Source organism: Nonomuraea antimicrobica (assembly GCF_039536965.1).
Lineage (GTDB): Bacteria > Actinomycetota > Actinomycetes > Streptosporangiales > Streptosporangiaceae > Nonomuraea > Nonomuraea antimicrobica.
Window position 1 is genome coordinate 1 of record NZ_BAAAZP010000055.1, and the last position, 23,787, is coordinate 23,787.

The 23,787-nt window shown below is 67.8% G+C and carries 24 protein-coding genes; 9 read left to right on the top strand and 15 right to left on the bottom strand.

Features of this window, described 5'->3' with window-relative positions; all coding sequences use genetic code 11:
• Positions 1-157 precede the first annotated feature (157 nt).
• Positions 158-1,252: a serine hydrolase domain-containing protein gene (locus ABD844_RS15190; RefSeq protein WP_344877293.1), complete on the bottom strand. Its 1,095-nt coding sequence runs from the start codon at positions 1,250-1,252 to the stop codon at positions 158-160.
• A gap of 226 nt (positions 1,253-1,478) precedes the next feature.
• Here ABD844_RS15190 and ABD844_RS15195 point away from each other — a divergent pair, with 226 nt between their 5' ends.
• Both ABD844_RS15195 and ABD844_RS15200 read left to right on the top strand, forming a co-directional pair.
• Positions 1,479-1,622: a hypothetical protein gene (locus tag ABD844_RS15195; RefSeq protein WP_344877295.1), complete on the top strand. Its 144-nt coding sequence runs from the start codon at positions 1,479-1,481 to the stop codon at positions 1,620-1,622.
• 3 nt (positions 1,623-1,625) lie between these two features.
• Positions 1,626-1,790, top strand: coding sequence for a hypothetical protein (locus tag ABD844_RS15200; RefSeq protein WP_425568569.1), 165 nt, complete (start codon positions 1,626-1,628; stop codon positions 1,788-1,790).
• 24 nt (positions 1,791-1,814) lie between these two features.
• Here the strand turns inward: ABD844_RS15200 and ABD844_RS15205 are convergent, their stop codons facing one another.
• Complete coding sequence (locus ABD844_RS15205) at positions 1,815-2,930, bottom strand: recombinase family protein (RefSeq protein ID WP_344877299.1); 1,116 nt, start codon at positions 2,928-2,930, stop codon at positions 1,815-1,817.
• Positions 2,931-3,464: 534 nt separating this feature from the next.
• Positions 3,465-6,674 (bottom strand): ATP-binding protein, encoded by a 3,210-nt coding sequence (locus ABD844_RS15210; RefSeq protein WP_344877301.1) that lies wholly within the window; start codon positions 6,672-6,674, stop codon positions 3,465-3,467.
• Between the two features lie 101 nt (positions 6,675-6,775).
• On the opposite strand from ABD844_RS15210, the gene ABD844_RS15215 reads away from it, so the two are divergent.
• From ABD844_RS15215 to ABD844_RS15225, 3 genes are all read left to right on the top strand, one after another.
• Positions 6,776-7,414: a hemerythrin domain-containing protein gene (locus ABD844_RS15215; protein ID WP_344877303.1), complete on the top strand. Its 639-nt coding sequence runs from the start codon at positions 6,776-6,778 to the stop codon at positions 7,412-7,414.
• Between the two features lie 36 nt (positions 7,415-7,450).
• A complete protein-coding gene (locus tag ABD844_RS15220; protein WP_344877305.1) occupies positions 7,451-7,888 on the top strand; it encodes a DUF4267 domain-containing protein in 438 nt (145 codons plus the stop codon).
• Positions 7,889-7,965: 77 nt separating this feature from the next.
• The gene (locus tag ABD844_RS15225) at positions 7,966-9,276 is read left to right on the top strand and encodes an FAD-binding oxidoreductase (RefSeq protein WP_344877307.1); all 1,311 of its coding nucleotides are present in this window, start codon (positions 7,966-7,968) and stop codon (positions 9,274-9,276) included.
• 16 nt (positions 9,277-9,292) lie between these two features.
• On the opposite strand, the gene ABD844_RS15230 is transcribed toward ABD844_RS15225, so the two are convergent.
• The 7 genes from ABD844_RS15230 to ABD844_RS15260 all read right to left on the bottom strand — a co-directional run bounded on the left by ABD844_RS15230 (position 9,293) and on the right by ABD844_RS15260 (position 13,767).
• Positions 9,293-9,709: a hypothetical protein gene (locus ABD844_RS15230; RefSeq protein ID WP_344877309.1), complete on the bottom strand. Its 417-nt coding sequence runs from the start codon at positions 9,707-9,709 to the stop codon at positions 9,293-9,295.
• 90 nt (positions 9,710-9,799) lie between these two features.
• Entirely contained in the window at positions 9,800-10,036 is a 237-nt protein-coding gene (locus ABD844_RS15235; protein WP_344877339.1) for a Tn3 family transposase, read from the bottom strand.
• 72 nt (positions 10,037-10,108) lie between these two features.
• Positions 10,109-10,531, bottom strand: coding sequence for a DUF6262 family protein (locus ABD844_RS15240; RefSeq protein WP_344877311.1), 423 nt, complete (start codon positions 10,529-10,531; stop codon positions 10,109-10,111).
• A gap of 94 nt (positions 10,532-10,625) precedes the next feature.
• Positions 10,626-10,922, bottom strand: a complete 297-nt coding sequence (locus ABD844_RS15245) for a hypothetical protein (protein WP_344877313.1) — start codon at positions 10,920-10,922, stop codon at positions 10,626-10,628.
• A gap of 76 nt (positions 10,923-10,998) precedes the next feature.
• Entirely contained in the window at positions 10,999-12,681 is a 1,683-nt protein-coding gene (locus ABD844_RS15250; RefSeq protein WP_344877315.1) for a tyrosine-type recombinase/integrase, read from the bottom strand.
• A complete protein-coding gene (locus ABD844_RS15255; RefSeq protein ID WP_344877317.1) occupies positions 12,681-12,854 on the bottom strand; it encodes a hypothetical protein in 174 nt (57 codons plus the stop codon). Before ABD844_RS15255 ends, ABD844_RS15250 begins: the two co-directional genes overlap by 1 nt.
• A gap of 175 nt (positions 12,855-13,029) precedes the next feature.
• Entirely contained in the window at positions 13,030-13,767 is a 738-nt protein-coding gene (locus ABD844_RS15260) for a Pr6Pr family membrane protein (RefSeq protein WP_344877319.1), read from the bottom strand.
• 246 nt (positions 13,768-14,013) lie between these two features.
• On the opposite strand from ABD844_RS15260, the gene ABD844_RS15265 reads away from it, so the two are divergent.
• Both ABD844_RS15265 and ABD844_RS15270 read left to right on the top strand, forming a co-directional pair.
• On the top strand, positions 14,014-15,390 hold the full coding sequence (locus ABD844_RS15265; protein ID WP_344877321.1) for a helix-turn-helix transcriptional regulator: 1,377 nt from the start codon (positions 14,014-14,016) through the stop codon (positions 15,388-15,390).
• 42 nt (positions 15,391-15,432) lie between these two features.
• On the top strand, positions 15,433-15,594 hold the full coding sequence (locus tag ABD844_RS15270; RefSeq protein WP_344877323.1) for a site-specific integrase: 162 nt from the start codon (positions 15,433-15,435) through the stop codon (positions 15,592-15,594).
• Positions 15,595-15,779: 185 nt separating this feature from the next.
• Here ABD844_RS15270 and ABD844_RS15275 read toward each other — a convergent pair whose 3' ends face one another.
• From ABD844_RS15275 to ABD844_RS15285, 3 genes are all read right to left on the bottom strand, one after another.
• Positions 15,780-16,841: an integrase core domain-containing protein gene (locus ABD844_RS15275; protein WP_344877325.1), complete on the bottom strand. Its 1,062-nt coding sequence runs from the start codon at positions 16,839-16,841 to the stop codon at positions 15,780-15,782.
• A 186-nt stretch (positions 16,842-17,027) separates the two neighbouring features.
• Positions 17,028-17,261, bottom strand: coding sequence for a hypothetical protein (locus tag ABD844_RS15280; protein ID WP_344877327.1), 234 nt, complete (start codon positions 17,259-17,261; stop codon positions 17,028-17,030).
• A gap of 194 nt (positions 17,262-17,455) precedes the next feature.
• Positions 17,456-18,283, bottom strand: coding sequence for a DUF6199 family natural product biosynthesis protein (locus tag ABD844_RS15285; protein WP_344877329.1), 828 nt, complete (start codon positions 18,281-18,283; stop codon positions 17,456-17,458).
• Positions 18,284-19,050: 767 nt separating this feature from the next.
• On the opposite strand from ABD844_RS15285, the gene ABD844_RS15290 reads away from it, so the two are divergent.
• On the top strand, positions 19,051-20,376 hold the full coding sequence (locus tag ABD844_RS15290) for a transposase (RefSeq protein ID WP_344877331.1): 1,326 nt from the start codon (positions 19,051-19,053) through the stop codon (positions 20,374-20,376).
• Between the two features lie 6 nt (positions 20,377-20,382).
• Here the strand turns inward: ABD844_RS15290 and ABD844_RS15295 are convergent, their stop codons facing one another.
• Positions 20,383-20,745 (bottom strand): hypothetical protein, encoded by a 363-nt coding sequence (locus ABD844_RS15295; protein WP_344877333.1) that lies wholly within the window; start codon positions 20,743-20,745, stop codon positions 20,383-20,385.
• Positions 20,746-21,204: 459 nt separating this feature from the next.
• The gene (locus ABD844_RS15300) at positions 21,205-21,810 is read right to left on the bottom strand and encodes a TetR/AcrR family transcriptional regulator (protein ID WP_344877335.1); all 606 of its coding nucleotides are present in this window, start codon (positions 21,808-21,810) and stop codon (positions 21,205-21,207) included.
• A 95-nt stretch (positions 21,811-21,905) separates the two neighbouring features.
• Here ABD844_RS15300 and ABD844_RS15305 point away from each other — a divergent pair, with 95 nt between their 5' ends.
• On the top strand, positions 21,906-22,733 hold the full coding sequence (locus ABD844_RS15305) for an SDR family NAD(P)-dependent oxidoreductase (RefSeq protein WP_344877337.1): 828 nt from the start codon (positions 21,906-21,908) through the stop codon (positions 22,731-22,733).
• Positions 22,734-23,787 lie beyond the last annotated feature (1,054 nt).

Genomic DNA, 23,787 nt, shown 5'->3' on the forward strand with positions numbered 1-23,787 from the left:
TACGAACACCTGGGGACCTCTACTTGGCCACCAGCGGCGACACGCACTCGGCCGTTGACACTTACAGCCCTTCAAGCGGCTGACCAGCCAGTTTGCTTGAGAACACCAGATAACGATTGCGGTCAGTAGCTTGGCCCCCCGCGGATGCTGCCCGGGCTCAGCGGTCGCACATCGCGGCGATGAAGGCGTCGATCAGGTGCTGCCGATTCTTGGGGACGCCTGTGGTGTAGACGGTGGCGGCGCGCCCGGCCCGGTTGCGGCCGCTGAACACAGCGGCTCCCGGCATGTCGCCGGCGGCGAAGTAGGCGTCGCCGCAGCTCGTCTTCATCCGGACCACGCCGTAGCCGTAGCGGGCGCCCGCGGGCCAGCCTGCCTGCTCGACCTTCACCGTCCTGGCCATCATCGTGCTCAGCGGGGCCTGACTCCAGAACCGGTTGAGGTCTTCGGGGGTGGAGACCAGGCCGCCGCTGGCCCCGAACGCGTAGGTGGGCAGTTGGTCGGTCAGGTCCACCTCGCCGCCCTGCGGACGGGCGGGGTGCACACCGTAGGTGTGGGCGTGAGGGCCGCGGATGCCCTCGTCGCCCTTGGCCGGCCAGTACGTGTCCCGCATCCCGTACGGCTTGAGGATCAGCTCCTGGCTCGCCTGCCGGAAGTCCTTGCCAGTCACCTTGGTCACGATCAGGCCGAGGACCAGGTAGTTGGTGTTGGCGTAGGCGAAGGAGCCGCGGGGCGTGGGCTTGAGCCTCAGCGCCACCTGCAGGAAGTCGGGGAAGGGTTTCTTCCAGTCGATGGCGTTGAGGTATTCGGGCAGGCCGCTGGTCTGCTGCAACAGCATCCGGACGGTGATCTTCCGGCCGTCGATCCCGGCGCCGCCGCCGGTGCCGCGCAGCACTCCGGGCAGATAACGCTCCACCGGCGCGGCCAGGTCGATCTTCTTCCGATCGACCAGCCGCAGCACGGTGGCGGCAATGATCGGCTTGCTCCCGCTGGCGATCCTGAACCGGCCCTCGGGCCCGATCATCGGCTTCCCACTCCCCCGCTGCGCGGTACCGGAGCGCTGGGTCACGCTCGCCCCGCCCGGACTGCGCACCTGGCTCAACGCGCCCGCCATACCGTCTGTGGTGGTGAGCAGGTCAAGGCGGGACTGCGGCGAGGGAGTTGCGGTGGCGGCGTAGGCGGGAGTTATAGGGGCGAGGACCAGGCAACCGGCGGCAAGAGAACCAGCGACAGCAGCAGCGAGCAATTTCGTCATGCGTCCAATGTCACGGGAATCTCACTCAAGAACAGTCACGCCTGCATGTCTGTTGGGGTGGGGTCTTCCCTATCATCGAGATGATGGCCTGCCAGTAGGAGTGGAACCGTGAACCGGGTTTGGTGTCACATCTGTTGACGCTGTGCGGGATGATGATCTACGGCGGCCCCGTCGTGATCTCTGGCGGGAGTCACTGACCAGCCGATCTCTGTAGGAGAGGTGCCTGATGGCCCTGCCGGTGATGACGGTGGAGCAGCGTGCGAAGGCGCTGGCGAAGGCGGCCGAGGCGCGTACGGCGCGTCGTGCGCTGTTGGCGGAGGTGGCCTCCGGCGCGGTGAGCGTGGCGGAGGTGGTCGAGCGCAGCGGGTAAGACCTGGTCGGCAGGACACGGGTGGTTCAGGTCCTGCGGGCCGTTCCCGGGTATGGGCCGGCCAGGGTCACGGCGTTGATGGCCATCTGCGGGGTGGAGGAGAACCAGCGTATTGGCGCGCTGAACGAGCAGCAGCGCGAGCGGCTGCTGCGGGCTTTGATCAGCTGACAGCGCCTGGGTTGATCGTGCGCGCTATCGGAGCTCCGCGTCCAGGTGAGGTTGATCCTGCAGACGATGGGGAAGTTCGGCCTCCTGCGCTGTCAGCGCCTGGCCCGGGCGCCGGATGCGGGCCGGGCGGGGTCGGGGGAGGTCTTCGCCTTGCAGGAGGGCGAAGTCGGCGTGGGCCGCCTCGACGGCTTCGGGGTAGGCCTGTGTCTTCTCGTGCTCGGCGAGGGCCCGGTAGATGCTGGCCGGGGACGGGTTTTCGCCCTTGCGTTTACCGGTGGGGATGATGAGGTCTTTGCGGATGTCTTCGACGCGTTCCCCGGCGGCCTTGCGGCGCAGCACGGTGTGCAGCATGTCGTCGGTGATCACCACCGGGCGGCCGCCGTGCTTGCCTTTGCGGGCGGCGGCGTCCAGGCCCTCCAGGGTGGCCTCGCGGATGGCCTCGCGTTCGGTCTCGGCCATCGCGGCGAAGAACGCGAACAGCATCCGGCCCGGCCCGGCCGGATCGTAGATGCCGGCCAACGGCCCGGCGAGCATCTCCAGCACCAGGCCGTGTGCGCTCAGGTGGTCGGCCAGCGCGGTGAGTTCGGCGGCGTCGCGGCCCAGCCGCTTCATCTCATAGACGGTCAGGATGACGCGGCAGTGCGGGGCGTGCGCCTTGATCTGGCGCGCCAGCGTGAGCGCGGCCTCGAACTGGGGGCGCACCTTCACGCGGGTCGAGATCTTCTCGGCGAAGATCTTCTCTCGTGGGATCCCGTGCGCGGCCAGCGCGTCCAGTTGCGACTGCAGTTCTTGGGTGAGCGCGGAGCAGCGGGCGTAGCCGATCCGGATGTCAGCCGACGGCCGGTCGTCGGTGAGCGGTGCGGGCGGCGGCGTGCCCGGCCGCCATGGCTGGCCCGGGTTGCGGTCGGCCGGGGTCAGAACCCGCAGCAGCTTGGCCAGCCGGGCGACCTTCGTGAATCGGCCGGTGTGGTAGGTGCCGGCCACCGCTCCCGAACGCGACCGGCACGGCGAACCCTGCGCTGCAGCGCATCGCGGGCACGGGTGACGCTCGACGTCATCCGCGTCGCGGGTGATTTTCTCGCCAATACCGGACGGCGAGTTGGATTCGGTGCTTTCCGTGGGTTCCGAGGCGTCGGCCATGCCGCAGATGTTCTCACAAACATTTCCCATAATCCGGCGATCGGCTGACTTGCATGAGAACGAGTTCTGAGACGAAATCGGCCCTCTCCGGTGATCGGAACCGGTCTCCGGGACCATCAGGTGATCTTCTCTGGCAATAGACCGTTTCTGAGAAGAGATCTATCAGCATGTGGCCGGCCCGGTCGGGGCTGTGGTGCGGTGACGTGGTGTACCGGGGGGTGACCACAGCGGGACAGCCATTAGCGGCACCGGCCGGTAACAAGGGGCCGGGGGGCATGGCGGCAGGCGGTGGAATTCGGCTCGAACACGGCGGGATAAGTCCGGCGCGATAACGATCATCGGCGAGTTTTCCCAGGTCGGGCTTGGCGCTCGATATCAAGCCTTATGTCAACCGGCAGCCCCCTTTGCAGGCGACCTGGGGCTGCGGGCCCCGGAGAGACGACGACGACATCAGAGGAGTCTTCGCCGCTGAGCCGGAGCTGGGACACCAAGATCAAGTTCTGTGTCACAGAGGTGCGGCGCCGTGGGCAGAGGCTAGGTGGTCGTTCGCAACCGGGCCTCGGCGGCCCAGTGGGGTGCGTTCCAGTGGTCGGCGATGGTGGCGGCCTGGATGAAGTGGGCGGCAGCCTCGGTGCGGCCTAGGAGGACGGCCAGTTCGCCGAGGGTGTGGGCGACCGGGCGCAGCGCCAACGACAGGCTCGTGGCGCCCGCCGGAGGGCCGTTGCGGTGCGGAAGCAGCGTCGCGTAGATCTCCTCGGCGGCGTCGCGGTCGTTCAAGGCGACGATGGCCCTCGCGCGCAACGTTGTGAGGAAGGTGAAGAAGAAGTCGGGGCGGATCGGGCTGGGTGACGCGCGGACCTCGCGGGCTTCGGCGTCCAGGCCGTTGGCGTGGAGGGCGAGCGCGAGCAGGTCGGAGGTCATGGGGGCGAGCGCGGCGTGGAGGGCGCGCACGTCGTCCAGGTGCGCACCGAGCGTGCCGTCGTTCAGCCAGATCGTGGCCAGGGCGAGTTGGAGAAAGCCCGTGTGCACCGATCCGGCGCGCCGCATGCCCTCGTCGGCCTTGATGTAGAGGAGTTCGGCGTCGGCGAATCGGCCTTCGATGAGCGCCAGGGTCGCCAGCGTGATCTCGGCGGCGGCGATCGCCTCGCGCATTCGGTAGGTGCGCGCGAGTTCCAGGGCCTCGGTGGTCACCTGGTGCATGGTCACCGGGTCGTTGGCAGCGGCGGCGACGCCGGCATGGCTGAGCAGCCCGGTGACGCGGTAGACCGGCAGGTCGTGCTCGGTGCCGATCTCCACGAGCTCCCGGCAGAGCTCCGCGTCGCCGTGGACTTCCGCCAGGATCTCGAGTGCCGCGGCCCGCAGCCGGGGTTCGGTGGCGAGGTCGAGTGCCTCCTGCGCTGCCTCCACAACCGTCGGGTCGTCCTCGCCGACCAGTTCGTGCGCGTACGCCGACAGGAGCCGGGACCGCACCGAAGGGGTCAGGTCACGCTTCAGCAGGCGGCTCAGGCGGTCGACGATGGGCCGGTCCACCGTGCCGTACGTACGGGCCTGCCAGGCGGTCGGCTCTGTCCACGCGGTGAATGCGGCGATCATCAGGTCGTCGCGGCCCAGGGACTCTGCGTACTCCACGGCTTCACGGCGTGTCTCGCGGGCGGCTCCGACGGCTCCCGCCCGGATCTGCGCGCGCAGCAGCCTGCCGAGCAATTCGACCCGTTCGTCCGGTCCGGTCGAGTTGGTGACGGCGTCGGTGAGGAGGTCGGCCGCCACGTCGTAGGCGTAGCGGGCCTCGGCAAGCTCGGCGGCCTGGACGCAGTAGCCGACGGCCTTCGGTGAGCCGGCGCGCGCGTAGTGGCGGGCCAGCGCCGCGATGTCGTCGGTTCCTTCAAGAGCGGCGGCGATCCGGGCGTGCATCCGGGTAGCACGCAATCTGCTGAGGTCAGCGACGAGCGTGTCCCTGACGAGGGCGTGGACGAAGCGGATGAGGCCTGGGCCGGGCTCGTCGAGGAGCCCGGCGATGACGCCCGCGTCCAGCGCGTCCATCACGCCGTCCTCGTCGCTGTCGGCGGCCTTGACGAGGACGTCCACTGAGCTTTCCCGGCCTGCGACCGCGGCCAGCCGGAGGATGGACACGCCTCCCTCGGGCAGGCGCGCGAGCCGGCGGCGCAGGACGTCCCGTACGCCTTCGGGGACCTCGGAGAGGGCGACCAGCGCGCCTTCGCCGTTCAGCAGCCGGGCGCTTTCGCGCACGTAGAACGGGTTGCCGCCGGTGCGCTCGGCGATCCCTGCGATGGTCTCCTCGTCGGCCTCGCATTCGGTCCGTACGAGCTCCGCGACGGCCTCGTCGTTCAGCCCCGGCAGCGCTAGGCGGAGGGGCGTGGCGCGCGCGAGGGAGGCCAGCGTTTCGGTGAGGTGCCCGCTCTCGTCCGCGCGGTACGCGGCGACGACCAGGATCGGGGCCCGCATGCCGAGGCCGCCGCCGAGCAGTTCCAGCGTGGCGGCGTCCGCCCAGTGCAGGTCGTCCAGCACGACGGCGACCGGGCGTTGCGTGGCGACCGCCGCGAGCCACTTCCACACGGCTTGGCGCAGCCGGAACCGTCCAGCGGTGGCGTCATCGTCCGACGGTCCGGTGTCGGTGAGCAGCGGCGCGAGGTCGTCCGCGAACTCGCCCGGGGACGTGATCGCGGCGGCGGCTCTGAGCGCCTCAGTCCAGGCCCACGCGGGCGGCGCGCTGTCGACCTCGGGGCAGCGGCCGACGGCGACCAGCCACCCATCACGTTCGAGCCGCCTGCCGAGGTGTTCCAGCAGCGTCGACTTGCCGAGCCCGGCCTCGCCGGTGACAAGGGCGATGCGGGCGCCGTCGGTGGCGGCCTTGGTGGCGGCCGTGACCAGTGCCGACAGCTGTGCCTCGCGTCCGACGAACGGCGCCTGGATGATCGGAGCCGGCCGCGGCCGCGGCGCGGTCGGCGGTGGCGGGGGCACGGTCTCGCGCATGACGTCCGTGCGCTGGGTGAGGATCGCCTCCTCCAACGCCGTCAGGTCCGGGCCAGGGTCGAGCCCGAGCTCCTCGGCGAGGATGCCGCGGGCGCGGCGGAGCGTCGCCAGCGCGTCGGCTTGGCGGCCGCTGCTCCACAGTGCCAGGGCGTGCAGCCGCCAGCCTTCCTCGCGGAGGGGCTCGTCGCGGGTGAGCCGCTCAGCCTCGGGAACCACCGCGGCGGGGTCGCCGATTCGCAGACCCGCCGCGACGTGCAGCTCGATGGCGACCAGGCGCAGCTCGTTCAGCCGGGCGGTCTCGGCGGCGGCCCACGGCTCGTCGGCGACCTCGGCGAACGCCGGTCCCTGCCACAGCCCCAGCGCCTCGGCGAACCGAGCCTGGGCGGCGCGCGGGTTGGTGTCCGTACGGGCTTGGTCGAGCAGGTCCTCGAACCGCCACGCGTCCACCGACTCCGGCGGCAGCCGCAGCGCATAGCCGGGCGGCGCGCTCACCAGCAGCCGGGCCTGCGTGCGCGGCGGACGTCCGGGCTCTAGCAGCCGGCGCAGGTTGGACACGTACGCCTGCAAGGACATCAGCGCTCGCGCGGGCGGCTCCCCGCGCCACAGGTCCTCGATCATCCGGTCGACCGGCACGACCTGCCCACGCGCCGCCACCAGCAACGCCAGCACGCCCCGTTGCCGCGGCCCGCCCAGGGGAACGGGCTCGCCGCCGACCTCGGCCCCGAAAGAGCCCAGCACCCGGATGAAGACCATGATCCGCACATTTTACGTGGACGTTCCAAGTCGGCTCCAAATCCCCTCCAAACACCCGGGAGCAACCTGAACACGTCGCAACCGATGAAGGGCGGGAACAGATGAGCGTCAACACCCAGGATATGGAGATCGTCCACCGCGTGCTCCGCCGTGAGTCACGGCTGCTGGTTGAGCTCGTCGCGGCCGTCGCCCCGGGTGACACCGCTCGTGCCAAGGTGATCGCCGACCACTTCCGCGTCTACCGCATGGGCCTGCACAACCATCACGAGGGCGAGGACGAGCTGCTGTGGCCGCCGCTCCTTTCCCGGGTGGACCTGGAGGCCGACATCGTCCTGCGCATGGAGGCCCAGCACGAACGCATCGCGGCCACCCTGAGCAGGCTGGACGCCGCGGTCCCCGCCTGGGAGGCCACCGCGGGCGCCGACGAACGCGACACCCTGGTGGCCGCCCTCACCGAGCACCACGCGGTCCTGCTGGAACACCTCGACGACGAGGAGGCCACCCTCCTCCCGCTCGCGGCCAAGCACATCACACAACAGGAGTGGGCCTCCCTGGGCGACCACCTGGTGAACAACACTCCCAAGCTCACCCTGCTCACGCTCTTCGGCGCCGTCCTGGAAGACGCGAACCCGGCCGAGCGCGCCATCGTCCTCGGCGGCCTGCCCGCCCCGGTCCGCGTCATCTGGCACGTCATCGGCCGCCCCCGCTACGCCCGCCACATCCGCCGTGTCCGCGGCTGAACCCTGCCCAGTCTGAACGTCATGAGGAGAAGAACCATGTCGCTGAAGAACGTCAACACCGTCCTGGCCACCGCCGTGGTCCTGTTCACTGCCTACCTCGGGATGTCCTTCATCCTGACCCCCGAGACGCAGGCGCCGGGCTTCGGCCTGCCGACCTGGCCCTCTGGCGACGGCGGCGGCTTCCTCAACGCGAAGGGCAGCCGCGAAATCGCGATGGGCCTGGCCATGGGCGTCCTGCTGGTGACGGGCCACCGCCGTGCCCTGGGCTGGGTCCTGCTGATGGTGGCCGTCGCCCCGTTCGGCGACATGGTCATCGTCCTGGCCCACCACGGCTCCGTGGCCGCCGCGTTCGGCATCCACGGCCTGACCTCGGCACTGATCGCGGTCACGGGCCTGCTGATCCTCCGCGAGACCAGCAAGGCCCGCAAGGCCCAGGAGACCGCCGCCCCAGCGCCCGCCGCGCAGCCCGCCTGACGTCTGCGCGCCCCGAAGGGGTGGCCCGAGAACACGTATTCCTTCGCATTTTCTGAGAACTCGAAAAGGAGACGACGATGACGATCAACGATCTGCGCGGTGTCCTCAAAGGGCGCGTGCTCCTGCCCGATGACGACGGCTTCGAACAGGCGGCCACCGCGTGGAACCTCACCGTCAGGCAGCCGGTGGCGGCCGTGGTGGCGGCCGCGGACGCCGATGACGTGGCGGCGCTCGTGCGTTACGCACGGCGGGCGGGTATGACGGTGACCGCGCAGCCGAGCGGGCATGGCGCCTCGGGTGATGTGGAAGGCCTGATCCTGCTGCGTACCGGCCTGCTGAACGAGGTGGAGGTACGCGCGCAGGAGCGCGTGGTCCGGGTGGGCGCGGGCGTGAAGTGGGGGCAGGTGCTGGCGGCGGCCGGTCCGCTGGGTCTGACCGGCCTGGCCGGCAGCGCGCCGGGGATCAGCGTGACCGGCTACACCCTGGGCGGCGGGGTCGGCTGGTTCAGCCGCAAGTACGGCTTCGCCTCCGACAGCGTGCGGGCTATCGACATCGTGGACGCCGATGGCGAGCCGGGCCGGGTGACCGCCGAGTCCGATCCCGAGCTGTTCTGGGCGCTGCGCGGCGGTGGCGGGGACTTCGCGATGGTGACCGCCCTCGAACTCGAGCTGTATCCCGCTCCAGTGCTGTACGGCGGGCGCGTGATCTGGCCGGAGCACCGGACCAGGGAGGTGTACGACGCGTTCCTGGAGATCACCGCCGAGGCGCCGCGTGAACTCAGTGTCTGGATCAACCGGCTCCAGCCCCCCGGCGCGCCGCCGATGGTGACGCTGGATCTGGCCTACCTGGGTGAGGCGGCTCAGGGGGAGGACCTGCTGGCGCGCATCGACAAGATCGAGGGCGCGATCTCCGACAGCCGCGGCGTCGTCCCGGTTGCCGACCTGGGTGACATCACCGCCGAGCCCACCGACCCGGCCCCATCCATCGCTCGTGCGGAGCTGCTCACCGGCCTGGACGCGGACGCGGTGGAGCTCCTGCTGGCCAAGCCGGTCGAACCGCTCATCAACGTGCAGATCAGGCACCTGGGCGGAGCGCTCGCCGAGCCGGGCGGCGAGGCCGGTGCGAGCGGCGCGGTGGCTGAGCCGTACCTGCTCGGCCTGCTGGGTCTCGGCCTGCCGCACGCGGCCGATGCGACGCGCGCCAAGCAGGCCGAGGTCGTGGCCGACCTGGAGGCTTACATCAGCGACCGCAAGCCGTACACCCTGCTGTCCCCCGGTGACACGGCGGCGAAGTCCTTCTCCGGCAGCGCGCTCGCGCGGCTGCGGGAGATCAAGCGGGCCCGTGACCCGCACAACGTGTTCCGCTCGAACTACCCGGTGCTCGGATAGATCGGTTCCCAGCAGGTCACGGCCCCTCCGCCCCCCGGGGCGGCGGGGCCGCACCGAACCCGCGTGACAGATGTCGCCGCGAGCACTGTGAAGGGCACACGCACACAGGAAGGACTCGCACAATGAGGGGTTTCCGGTGCACCGTGGCGATCAGCAGATCCGCCGGCGCATCGGTGACCTCCCGCTCCCGCTTCACCAACAGCGCGGCAGCAACGTCACCGCGGACGCCTGCGAACTGCGCGCACGGCGCCTCAGATGCGACGGCGACTCGACCGCAGCCCGCGCCCGCCAGGACGCCAGCACCTTCGGTGCCACGTCCGCGAACAGGTTCTCGGGTAACCCCGATCGCGCGAATCGCGGTCAGCTTGTCGATCTCACGCAGCATCGACTCCAGGCTGATGTTGCCCGGCATCGCCTTGATCAGCGCCAGCACCGAATCGCCCGTCCGCAGTGACCGGGCCCCGCACGAGGCTGGGCGGGGGACACCGGCGCGGCGCGCAGGCCAGGCGCCGGGAAGCGGCGATCACATGAGAGCCATCTCCGTAGCCACCGGACGCAGTGGCCGCCAGCCGCCGCCATCCAGCTTGGCCAGTTCCGCCTCCACGTCGACATTGATCACGCCGAAGAAGTTGATGTTCTCGCTGTGCGCCGGGGAGATGTGGGCCAGCAACTCATCCGGCACGTCCCGGCCGGTCGCCCGCAACTGCCGCACGGCGAGCGAGTAGTACTCTGTGGTCCAGGCGGTATCCGGGGTAACGATCTTGAAAGTCTATGTTCGCCCAGGTGGAACGCTTGCGGTCGCGTCCGTATGAGAAGAGGTGAGCGGCACCAGTCAGCTGTCCTGCGGTGAGGCGTTGGCGCGGTGGCCGAGGCGGCGCCGGAGTGCGAGGATCTCTCCATGAGCTGTCTCCAGCGCCTGTTTCAGGGTGGTCATCTCCTCGCGGTGGCGTCGTTTGAGGTCACCGAGTTGAGTGGTCAGGGTGCGGATGACGCTGCTGGGCTGGTCGGGATCGGGCGACGCAGGGGTCGGTTGTGGAGTGGCTCGTTGCTGGTCGCGTAGCTGTTCGACGCGACGGCGAAGTTCGGCGTTGCGATAGAGGAAATCGAGGGAAACGCCTGCGGTCTGGGCCAGGGCGCGGAAGGTGATCGGGTCCCCGCGGCGGATCATGTCGCGCAGACCTTGTTCGGCCCGTTGGGCGGCGGCTGCGCTCTTGGCGGCGGCAGCTCGGCGTAGGTTGTCGGGATTACCGCGCATCGTGACGCTTCTCCTCTGCCTGGACGGCCTGGGCATCGGTGCGAGCAGAGACGCCCGCGCCGCGGACGGCCCTGGCGCCATCGGCGGGAGTGGTCTACTCGATCTTGAGGATGATCCGGCCAAGGGCGTCTTGTTCTTGGAGGCGCCCGGCGAGCCAGATGTTGTCGGTGCTCATCGGCTGGCCAGTGCGGGTCTGGAAGGCGCGGCAGCGTTCGGCGATGAGCTGCTCGGTGCGTTGCTGCTGCGTGCGCAGTTCCGGCAGGAAGCTGGCGTCGGTGGTGAACTTGTCGCAGGTCAGGCAGGCGTTGCCCTTGTCGCAGCTCTGACGTGGGGGCAGCAGGCACCAGCCGTTGGGCAGGATCCGGTCGGTGCGTTTGTCCAGCTCCAGCATGTCGTAGAGGTCTCGTGGGTCGGTCTGCAGGTCGCGGCCGTCGGCGGTGATCTTGCGATAGCGCAGGAACTCGGCCTCATGCGTGGCGGCGAGGGTTGGCGTACTCCATGGTCATGGTCGGAGACAGATGACCCATGTAGCGCTGGACGACGTGCAGCGGGACGCCGGCGTTCAGCAGGCTGGTGGCTTTGGTGTGGCGGAAGCGGTGGGTGCGGTTGAAGTCAACCAGCCGTCCGGTGCTGTCGCGGATGTCCAGCTGCTGGGCGAACTCGGCGAGCGTCTGATGGACTCGTTCCAGTGGGAAGGCCTGGTCGACGTGCCGGTTCATCTTGTGCGCCAGGAACAGATATTTCGCCCTCACGCCGGACGCCCAGCGTGGCGCGAGGTGGGTGTCGGCCCACTGCTGCTGCTCACGGATGATCGCAACGATCTCGGCATCGACCAGCAGGGTGTCCGGAGCCTGCTCGATCTTCGTCTGCTGATAGTGAAGCTTGGCGACGAACGCGCCGTCGGCGGCGTCCTGCGCGCTGGGCGGGGTGAGCTGGTCCAGCGGCAGCAGCGGGTCGCGGTCGAGCATGCGGATCTCGCTGATCCGACGGCCGGTGCGGGCCACCAGCATCACGATCCGCATGACCTGCTCATCGTCGATCCCGCCCGCTTCGGCTGATGCGCCGAGGAGATGGAGGTTGGCCATGATCTGCGAAAAGGCGGCATCGTCGATGACCTCCCGCCGCTCGGGTCGGACCTTGGGGCGGCCCTTCTCCCCGTGCCGCCACAAGATGGCGTGATAGGGGCCCAGCTTCAACCAGCCCGGCTCCTCCAGGACGCGCGCCGCGCTCTCGCGGTGGTCGGTCATGAACGCGTAGAACTTCTCGACATCAGTGACGATGTCGTTCACCCGCAGTTGAGACAGCGGCTTGCCGCGGTTAGGGCCGGTGCGGGCGGTCAGCGTGCGGACATGGGCGAGGTAGTCCAGCATGAACAACCGGACCTTGGCCGGATCCTCGCGCAGCCACGGCGGCGAGGCCGGCTGCAGCCCGGCAAGCCAGTCGCCGAAGATCTGTAGCCCAGATCGACGGGAGCGCAGAGTGGTCCAGGTCAGATCCCCGGTCTCCAACGAGATCTTGAAGTACCACTGGGTCGTATGCCGGAGCCAGAGCGGATGCAGCTGCTGGAAGTAGACGCTGTGGTCACCATGCGGCTCGTGTTCCCGGCGCGGAATCTGCGGATCAAGTTCGGGGTCCCAGACCTCGCGCCGCCACCAGGGCCGCTGGTCATAGGCGGTCCACAGCATCTGGTAGCACCGCCGCATCAGCGTGGTTCTGCTGAGCAGCCAATGCTGGCCGGGCACGCGGCCGTTGGCCCGGGCCCAGGTGACCGCAAGCGCGCGTTCCCATTCGCGGGGCGTTCCCGCCATCAACGATTCGCGCAGCTGCGGATGCTCCTCGACCGTCGCAGCCAGCCAGCGGACCAGCGAGCTGAGCGCCCCGACCGGAACGCGGCCGCCGAACTCGACCATGCGCCAGCAGCACCAGGCCAGCTCCCGGTCCATCGGCTCGGGCAACTGCCCAAACCGAAGCCGGAAACCGCGCTGATGGCTGATCGAAAACGCCGAGGCGTCCTCAGGCCGCAGGTCGCCAGAAGCCAGCTCGACCGTTCGAAACCGCGCCGGAACCGCCGACCACAACGCATCCAGGACCCGCCCCTGGAAGCTGCCGGACGTGTCACGCAGGTTCTCCAGCAGCAGCTTGGAACCCATCAGCACGGCCCGATCTGCGTGCCGTCGGCGGACATCGCCCGCCAGCCAGCGGTGAGCTTCGCCCAATCAGCGACGGCTCGTAGCTCGGCATCGTCAGTGACGTGAGCATAGGTGTTCAGCGTGGTCTGCACGTCGGCGTGCCCGAGCCGACGGCTCACCACATGCACCGGCACCAGCCGAGTGGAGGGTCACGGACACACCCCGTGAAAACATCGACTACACCGACGACGTGCCACTGTCGGCGCCCTGGGTGTCAGGACCGCGGATCCAGCACCGCGATCGGGAAGACCCGGCCGGACTTGTCTTGGTATCTGCCGCAGAACGGTGCCTGGGCAAGCGCTACGCCGGTCAGTTCATCCGCTGCGCCGCAATCGTCGGGCTGACAGGATCCGACGTGCCCCCTTCCGGGTGCTCTTCGCGCCACAACGCTCGCCACGCGCCGCCTGACCACCGTGCCCTGCTGGCGAGCACGGCACCAAGACCGAGTACGGCAATCACGAGGTGGATCACAGCCACGAACACGGCGACACCGCCCCATCCGCCTGCCTCAACGGGATCGAGAAAGAAGTACGGGTACCAGTGGTCGCTCGACTCGGCCGCGTAGGTGAGGGCCATGGCCGTCCAGATGGCCGGGTGGACAAGCCACAGCGCCGCCGCGGCGACGGGCAGCGGCCGGGTGGGCGGCACGACGATCCACCACGCGATCATGAGGACCGGCACCGCCTGGTGGAGCACGAAGTCGGAGAGGCTCCATGGCGCCCCCGGTTCAGCGAGCAGGACGTTGGCGACGATCCCGGTAATGGCCATGTCCACCACGGCGAGCCCGCGCAAGTACTCGGCCGCCAGGCCCGGATGCCGGCCACGCACCAGCGCGACCCCGAACACCACGCATGCGGTCACGGCCAGCAGGTTCGATTGCGTCGTGAAGTACAGGAACAGTCGGCCGCGACCGAGGAGCGGGTTGGCATCGTCCCAGGCGAGCAGCGGATCGATGACCACGAAGGTGACCGTCGCGACCAGCAGCAGCGCGACCGCGACGAGGACGGGCAGGATCGGACCAGGGCGTGCGGGAGAAGCAGCGACCACGGGATACCTCTCTGATCGAGTATGTGTTGGGGGTACCACCGAGCAATCTCGCATGCTGAGGTCAGAGCCGGTATCCGGAGCAGCCCTGACATGGCCCTACGGTGTACGGGGTAGCCCTGAATCTGGGCCTGGCATGTCTTGTCTGGATAAAATCGCTTCCGGATAGGCACCGGAGGAGAACTCCCTGGAGGGCCGATGCACGACGCACGCAGGTGGCCCGACGTTCTGTGGCGGTGGCGGAGTCTCGTGCCCGTCCTATTCATCGCGGGACTCGGGCTGTGCTCGGTGGTCATACTCGCCTTCGCGCGTGCCGACGGTATCGGCGGTTACGCGACCCACCCGATCTCGACGCTAGCCCTCACGGGCGGTGCGACGGGGATCGCAGTGCTATCCCGACGGCTGGCCGACCGGGGCGACCGTACCGGCGGCGGTTGGCTCCTCGCGCTGGCAACCGCCGTCCTCATCTACCTCGCGCTCGGTGCACTCGCCGTCGTCGCGGTCACCGCTGGTTCCGGCATGGCGCCTCTCCTCGTCGGCGCCTGGGGTGGATGGTGGCCCATACCGCTCGCCGTGCTGCAGTTCGCGGCGCTGCGCGCCGATCCTCGCGCCCGCCGGTGGTCGATCGGGTTCGGCGTCGTCGTTGCCGGCGCCGCCGTCTGCATGGCGCTGGCACTGGAGCCTGTGAAACCGTTCGCCGGCCACCCGCCGGCAGCTTCGGAGGGTTGGCGTACACCCGCTGCCACAGCTGCCTCCATCATCCTCATCAGCGTCGTGATGCTCGCCGCCATGCTGTTCCTGGCAAATCGCGTGCGCCGCGTCCCGGCGGACGAACGCGCGAGCGCCACGCTGGGCGCGGCCGCCGCGGCTGTGGCACCCCTGTTGATCGTCGTATGCATGGGCACGGCCGTAGCCAGCGGTCCCGGCGACATCGCGCCGACGGACGGCAGCGTCGCATACCTCGTCTCGCTGGCCGCGGGTTGCCTCATCGGGGCGTGGGCGCTCATCGCGTCCGCCAACGGAGCCCGTCCCTCGGCGGTGCGCTGGCCGCTGTATGGGGTGCTCGGTGGATATGCCGCGATCGGCGTGACGCTCGCGGTGACCTGGACTGGGGCTATGCTCCGCCCCGCAGGCCCGTTGATCTCCGGTCTCGCCGTGGCCGCTGTCACTGCCGTCATCGGGGTCGCCTGGTGGCGGGCGTCCTCCGCGCTGACGGGGTTCGCCGTACCCCTCGTTCCTCAGCCCCCCGAGCCACCGGCGCCGTCAGTCGTACCACCGGCGCCACCGCGGCCGGGCACGGAGTCACCCCCTGGGCTCGAAGTGCTCAGCCCTCGTGAGCGCGAGGTTCTCGCCCTCGTCGCCACGGGCGCCCGCGACGCGGCAATCGCCGAGCACCTGCACCTTTCGCAGCGCACCGTCGAGACACATCTGCGGCGTATCTTCACCAAACTCGGGCTCGAGAGCGACGACGGGCGCAACCGCCGATTGCTCGCCGCCCGGGCCTGGCTGGAGGCCATGGGCACCGACGCAGCAACTAACCGCGGACCCATCAGTGCGATGCACCGTCCAGCCGGAGCCGGGTCAACTCGACACGGGGACTTCCCCACCCATCGGACAGCACGTTGACGACGTCCATCGCGTCGGCTCCGTTGGGATATGGAGACCGGCGTGGTCCGGATCAAGCGTCAGCTCATCCAGGCCACCGGACAGGGCTTGGTCTTCACCGAACCGAAATCGGAAGCGGATAAGCGCACGGTCGCGATTCCCGGTCTGATCCTCGACGACATTCGTGATCACCTGAAGGACTTCACGTCAACGCCGTTGCGTTAGACCGCTGGGCTGGGCGTCAAGAGGTTGAAGAAACGAACAGGACTCCTGTAGATCAACTTTCGCCAGAGAGTGATCAGAAAGGAGTCCCGTTGCGGGAGAAGTCTGTCATCTGCCGGACGATCGAGGTGGCCTGTACCGCTTCAAAATTCGTACACGTGGTATGAGCTGGTGTTTCTTCGGGTCGGCTAGGCTGCTCGGTGGTACTCGTTGATCGCTCCGCTGAGCACCTTTCGGCGCTGAATCCGGCCTTCCAGCGGCACCACAACTTGCTCGTCTTGATCGGGTGGGCGTTGTTGGCGGGACTGGTGCGGGCGGTGCGCGTTGTAGTGCTCGGCGTACTCCTTCAGGGCCGATCGGAGGTGGCCTTCGTCGTAGATCAGCATCCGGTCGGTGCATTCGGCCCGGACGGTGCGCACCCAGCGCTCGGCGTAGCAGTTGGCTCGGGGTGTCCGCGGCGGCGTCTTCATCACCGTGACACCCTCGCCGGTGAAGACCTCATCGAAGACGGCGGTGAACTTGGCATCTCGATCACGGATGAGGAACCGAAACGAGCCGGCCCTCCATTCGAGGTTCATGAGCAGGTTGCGGGCCTGCTGGGCCGTCCACGCGCCGGTGGGGTTGGCGGTCACGCCCAGGATGTGAACGCGCCGCGTCGCCACCTCCATCACGAACAACACGTACCGGCGTTTCACGAAAATCGTGTCAACGTGGAAGAAGTCGCAGGCGAGCAGCCCTTTCGCTGGCAGGCGTAGAAGCGTCCGCCAGGAGGTGTCGAGGCTTCGGGGAGCCGGACGGTGTCGGCGCGAACGCAGGATCCGTCGCACGGTCGCTGCACTGACCTGCAAGCCGAGGCGAACCAGGTCACCGTGTACCCGCCGATACCCCCACCTCGGGTTCTCCCGTGCCTGGCGGAGGATTAGATCCCGGACTTCCTTGCTCGTTCCGGGACGACCAGGGCGGTGGGAATAGGTCCACGAGCGTTTGATCAAACGGCGATGCCATGCCAACAAGGTGCCCGGGGTGACCAGCCGATGCGCCCGCAGCACCGCAGGTAGGAAGCGGGCCAAGGCCGCCAGGAGCGCCCGATCGGCCCAGTCCGGCTTCGGGCGGGCGAGCTGACGCTTCAACACGGCCACCTCATGGCGGAGCACCATGATCTCGACGTCCTTGGACGCCTGACCACGTCCCAGCAACACCAGCCAGCCGAACACCCGAACCATGATCAGATACAGCAGACGAACCGACACAAGCCGCGATCTTGCCGGTACCGCTGCTGAAGGTCAAAACCGCAGATCAAGCACCTTGCGATGCGTTATGAAGCGGTACAGGGCTTTCGATCTGTCGACGCGAAAGTCGGTGATCTAGTCCATCGAGTAGGTGAGGCCGCGGCTTGTCATCTCGTCGAGAAAGCTGTTGAGGAGGTCTGCTCGGCGTTAGGTGTGGTCGGCGATCGCGATGAGGACCATGCTCAGGTCCAGATCGGGTATTCGGGCATGGAGGGCGCGCAGGCCTTGCCAACCTTCTCCGTGGCGATAGACGCGATAGCCGGCGTGCGATCGGACCCCGATGCCCCAGGCGTAATCGATGGGTGTTCCGTCATCCAGGCGTCCGGAGGTCTGGATGAGTGCCGAGATGCCGAGTTCGTCGGCGTTGAGGGTCTGGCCCATCGCAGCAGGTCGGTGGCGGTGCTCCACACCCTCCATCGCCGAGGGACAGCGGAGCGGGATGAGGGGAGACGAGCGGGGCGGCGCGCTCGGGCTGGGGTCGATCCCCGGCCAGGACGGCCGCCGGTTCGAGGTCGACGGACCGTTGGACGACCCTCCGTATTCAGATCCGGCGATGGCCGTCAGAGGCCACCACCTCAGCGCCCAAACTCCTCTCGACAGGTGCGACCATAAAATTCTGGAATCGACCCTGGGCCCCAGCGTTGGAGGCAACTGTCCAGCCGTTCCTGTGAGCGCCGAGCCCTACTCTCGTCCGAGAGATACTCGCTCTCATAGTCCGGGATGAGGCTCTGGCACTGGCGCCGCAAATCCCAGTTTTGGTTTTGGTCGCATCTATACAGACTCGTGTAACCGTTCTCGGTCGAGGGGGGCGCGGGCACGCGCACTTCCCGATCACGAAATGGCTTCTCTAGTTTGAGGACCGCCGTCTCGGCCTGGTAAGCGGGCGTCGGAGTCGGACATGCCTGCTGGCGGTTCGCCAGCGTGGTCTGCTCGACAAGATTGACGGTTATCACTTCCCGGGCCTCCTTGGCTGCGGCATGGAGGAGTTTGGAGCATTCGGCCGGAAGGTAGACGACGACGAGCTTTTTCGCGCTTGGCAGCGCCCAGTAGCCGAGAATCTTACTACGGTCATGATCGCTTGGGAGCGCCATGGTGCGGGGTCGCCGCCACTCCTCCTCCAGCCGTTCCTGCTCGCGCCGCGCGGTATCAGCCCATCGCTGCTCCCGTTGCTCGACAGCTTGCTGCCGACGGCTATACTCACGCATCCAATTGGTGAAAAGAAGTGGCACGAGAGTCAATAGCGCAATGATCGCGATCGTCCGTTGAACGGTGAACGCGGTGGCGCTCGGCTCGTTGGCTTCCGGGTTCTTGTACTGCCACCGGATGAGTTTCCAGTAGATACGAGGATTGATAGCAGTCGGTAAAAAGTAGGCGACAGCAATGATCAGCGCGATGAGCAGCATGATTCTCCGTTGGGCCGTGTAGCGTGTCGTACCTCGAGATCATGAACGAGAGCCGCACACCCTTGGTTCCCCGTCACCGAGGACAAGTCGGCCAGACCGGGGCAACCGATCACCTCCGAGGTTTGCCGGTCGGCGGACCTTATGTCCCCCGCGTTGCAGGCGGTGAGGGCCATGGCCGTCGTCGCGACGACTGACAGGAGCATGGCACGTACGCATGTCATGAAGTGGTTTGTCCTTCTGCCCCATACCAGGAGCTGTCGTGAGGATCTTCAAGCGGAGACAGTCGACAAGCCCAGGCATCCGCGCTGCCGCCTGTCGCCTGTCCGCACGCCCTCGACGAGCTTCTAAATCGCTTCTTTTCTGGTAGGCCATCCTTGGGCGAGGCCCTAAGCCGGCACTGAAACCACACTGAAACGGTCAGCGCGGGAAGTGTCCGCCCAGGACCAGCACCACCGTCCGCAGCATCGATAGAGAAGTGGATCGAGCCGAGGTCCCCCGAGGCGAGGAATGCCATGAGAGCTTCGGACGAGGCGACGTCCGTCACGCACCAACGTGCGGCTGCTGAACCTCAAGCCGGGCTCGTTCGACGAGGCGATGAACAACTACGAGGCGCACGTGCCCGCCCTCGACCGCGTCCGAGTGGGAGAGCTCGTCGGAAGGGCGCGTCGTGGGACGAGATGGTCGAGCAGGCCCGCGACAGCGCCCCGCACGTTTCGTGATCTTCTGGCGCTTCGAGATGATGAACGGCCAGGCTTCTCCCCCGCGGGTTGGAGGAGAAACCACTCGATCTGCTGCTGGCCGCGTTGCAGGAGCGGGGCCTGCTGGCCGCGGGTGGTAAGCAGCGCACCGATTCCACCCACGTGATCTCCGCGGTGCGGGATGTGAACCGGGTGGAGTTAGCCGGGGAGTGCATGCGGGCCGCGTTGGAGGCGCTTGCGGTGGCCGCGCCCGACTGGGTGCAGCAGGTGCTGGAGGTGCCCGGCTGGGCTGAGCGCTATCGGCTGCGGGCCGATTCCTGGCGGATGCCCACCTCCAAGGCCAAGCAGGAAGAACTGGCGCGGGTCTACGGCGCGGACGGATACGCCTTGGTCGAGGCCGTGTATGCGCCGTTCTCTCCGGCCTGGCTGCGCCACCTGCCGGCCGTTGACACGCTGCGCATCATGCTGATCCAGCACTATGTGCGCACCACCGACCGGCGGGGACGGCAGGTGATCAAACGGCGGCGGGACCTCACCCAGGGCGGCGAGGGACTCCCGCCGGGCAGATACCGGCTGGCCTCGCCGTATGACCTGGATGCCCGCTGGGCGGCCAAGGGCAGCGAGTTGATGTGGAACGGCTACAAGGTGCACATCAGCGAAACCTGCCACCCCGCAGCCGACACCCAAGACATCCTCGCCAGCGGCGGAGCCACCGACCACGGCACGAGGCCGCCCAACCTGATCACGAACGTGGCCACCACCGACGCCACCGTGCCCGACACGGCGATGACCGCCACCATCCTCCAGCACCTGGTCAGGCGCGGCCTGCTGCCCGCCGAGCACTACCTGGACGCCGGCTACTCCTCCGCCGAACTGATCGTCCAGGCCCGTGAGCAGCACCAGATCAACCTGGTCACACCGTTGCGGACCGACAACTCCGTCCAGGCCCGCACCCGCAACGGCTACGACCGCACCGCCTTCACCATCGACTGGGAGCGTCGGCAGGTCACCTGCCCGCAAGGACAGACCAGCACCTCCTGGACACCCTGCCGACAAAAGGAACAGCCAATGATCGTCGCTGCCTTCCCACTCAGCACCTGCCGCCCCTGCCCGGCGCGGACCTTGTGCACCAGCGCCCAGCGCAGCGGCCGCCACCTCACCCTGCGCCCCCGAGCGATCCAGGAAACCCTCGATGCCGCCCGCGCCGAACAGACCACCCCCACCTGGCGGGACGAGTACGCCCTCCGGTGCGGCATCGAAGCGACCATCCACCAAGCCGTCACCGTCACCGGCCTACGCCGAGCCCGCTACCGCGGCATCAAGAAGGTCCACCTCGAACACATCGCTTCCGCCATCGCGATCGGGCAATTGTCAATACCTGTGGATCGGTGGTGAGGCTTGTTATGCCTCGAGGTCTTGGCGGCCCTTTTCGGCGAGTAGCTGACGGAGTCGTTTGATCTCGGCGAGCAGCCGAGGGATATCTTGGCGGGCGTTCGCGATGAACTGGGCGTTCTCATCCCAGCGTTCGTCAGCCACGTCGACGTAACGAGGTTGCTGAACGAGCGTTGCGGCCACGAGCTCGTGATGATCGAAGTCCGGCCAGCGTTCATGATGGCCAGTGTCAGGAACGGTACTGATGGCAACGAGGTTCATGGCATGCTCGTCGTCGAGAAACCGGATAAACCACGGCCCTGGAGTTGCCGCTTCAGCCAGTTCTTCCATGGCAGCCAGTTCCTCATCGGTCGGCGGCTCGTAAGTTGTCATTAGGCTGCTCGCTCCTCACGTTCGATCAGGCGCCCCTTCTCAAAGCGGGCAACGCCGCGGCGAGCATCTGGCGGGCACCCTCGCGGACGATCTGATCGATCAGCGAACCCGAAGCCGGGTTCGGGCTGTCGTCAGCGGGCGGCTCGGGCACTACGGTAAGCGGCGCGGGTGTGCCTTCCCGACCGACGCTGCAACGTCGGCCTTATCTCGAAACCATCATCGGATGATCCGGGAAGGTACACCCCTTCCCGGCAGATCCACAGGTTTCGATCATTACTCTCGCGATCAACCTGATCCGCCTGCACACCTGGTGGAACGGCCACCCTCTGGACCGGAATCGCACCAGCCACCTGACCCGACTCGAACCAGCCCTGACCGCCTGAAACGAGTTAACCAGCAGAGTCGCACAGGGGTGTTCGACATGGCGGGCATCGGGATAGTCCTTCCGAGCCGGGATCGTCAGGTCTGGTCGGACTCACCCTCTGATCGGCTCTGATCGACGGTTCCCGACATAGGACGGCCCAGCAGGTCCGTGGCGACGCTCGCGATGTGCGGGGCCAGGTCGGCGGCCCGCGCCTCAGCCAGTGCGGGGGTGGCCACGACGGAGCGCAGAATGCCGATGCCGACCATCCAGGCGCTGAGCAGTTCGGCCCGCAACTCGGCGTCCTGGCCCTTGGCCAGGTCTCGCAGGGCGATGACGTAGGTGTCGCAGACCTCTTGGCGGATGCGCTGGCGGGCGTCCTCGTGGGCCGAGGAACGGAGCATCGCGACCAGAGGGTGTTCGCCGCCGTACTCTGTCCAGTCGTGGTCGACGATCGTGGCTACCATGCGGGCGACCAGCTCCTCTTGAGGGCCTTCGAGCAGGTCGGGTGAGTGGGCGGTGGCGGTGGCTTGGTCGAAGAGCTGCTTCTTGGAGCCGAAGTAGCGGAAGATGAGGGTGGCATCCACGCCGGAGTCTCTGGCGATGTCGCGGACGCTGGTGGCGTCGTAGCCCTCTCGGGCGAAGCGCAGCCTGGCGGCCTCCAGCAGGCGTGTCCGGGTGGCCTCCCTGTCCCTCTTCTGCAACGTGGGCTCCTTGCGTAGTCATCGATCGTTGACATTCTATATGCAGCCTGTGCTAACTTCTCTCAAGTCAGCGTTCGATGACTTGAGAGGAAACCATGCGGACCTATGTTGTCGCGGGCGGAACGAACGGCATGGGCCGAGGGCTCGCCCTGTACTTCCTGCGCCGAGGCGACCACGTGACGGTCGTGGGCAGCGATCCGGCCAGGGGGCGGCGTTTCCTCGACGAGGCCGCGGGGCTGGGCGCCGCGGAGCGGGCCGCGTTCCTGCGGGCCGATCTGACAGCGGCGGCGGAGAACGTACGAGTGATCAAAGAGATCGAAGCGCGGCACGACGTGTTGGACGGACTGGTGTGTACCGCGCTCCGCCCCTTTTCGCAGCGAGTGGAGACCGCCGATGGCTACGAGTCCACCTTCGCCCTCTACTACGTCAGCCGCTTCCTGCTCGCCTACGGCCTGACCGGCATGCTGGAGCGCGGCGAGAACCCGATGATCGTGAACATCTGCGGCGTCGGCGTCACCAAGGGCCGCATCCACTGGGATGACCTGTCGCTCAAGCAGGGCTACAGCACCATCAAAGCCATGCTGCAGGCCGGACGTGCCACGGACCTCCTTGGCGTCGCGTACGCCCTCAACCACCCGGACGCCCGCACCCGCTACCTGCTGCACCACCCCGGCTTCACCAACAGCGGCACCGACAGCCTCGAACAGCCCGCCAAGACCGTCATCAAGCTGCTGGCCAGGTTCGCCGCCCAGCCGGTCGAAAAGGCCATCGCGCCAATCATCGAGCTGATGGACGACCCGCCAGGCAAGGACGGCCTACTGGCCTACGATCGTCGCCGCCCGCTCGAACCGTCACTTCCCTCGCTCGACCCAGCCGCCGCCCACCGCCTGTACGACGTGACCCGCCACCTGCTGCGCTTCTAGCTTGCCGTGGAGAGCTCGATCCGCGCGAGGAGCCCTGCATTCGCCCTGGAGCTGCCGCTCGCCGGCGCCGATGGTGGCATGCTTGGCCGCCGGGCTGGTGGTGGCCGAGCTCGGGGTGTGGGCGGCCGTCGCCCGCCAGGTGCTCGACATTGCGCCTGCCGATAATGCCATCCACGCAGGTCATCCGGCTTGTATGGCTTTACCAGCGGCGCCTGGCCGATCTGCCGGTCAGGCGCTGTGACGTGGTCGTCGAGCTGTGCGCGGCGGCCCCATCTCGGATTCACTCGTTTCTGAAACGATCATCACAGGTCCACCAGGGACCGAACCAGACCCTTCCCGGACCGCAAACCATCCGGGACGTCAGCTCGCCAATCGTATGCAAAGTAGGGACGTTCAAGGGATCCCATCCGCCCCCTTTTAATCCGTAGGTTCCGGGTTCGAACCCCGGGCGCCCCACCACTCCGCACCCCACCTGACCTGCACTTTCTCGATTCTCAAGCGCCTTCTGTGAGGCGAAGATAGCCGAGTTCATGCTCGTCACATGCTCTTCGGCACGCGTCCGGCACATCGGCGGGCCGATAGCGGGGTCGAAATGCGCCGGTTTGCGCTACCGGGTTTCGGGCACCAGGGGACGGACTGTAAAGCCGAACCCAAACGACACCCGACAGAAGGGCATGGCGGAAGGGCAAGCGGGCGGGACACGCCCGGCTTGATCGCAGACCCGTCCAAGCAGTGATCAAGCCGCCTTCGGCCGAGTTCACGGACGGTGGGCACTGCGACCCAGCAGGACCAGGAGCTGAAAGACACGCCCGAGGATGAGGTAGAGGGAAGACCACAACACCGTCAGCAGGATGCCCGAGACCTCATCATGCTCGAGCCACGAACCCCCAGGCCGACCTCGACGGCTGAGTTTCCGCACCCCACGGGTATCCGAAGGCACGAGGAGGCGCAGCCGGCGCAGGACCTCGCGGGGCAGAGAAACGGCCCAGAACTTCTGGAGCTACGGTGTGAGCCGCAAAGTAGCGGTGTGTTCTCTATCGGCTTCACAACGTAG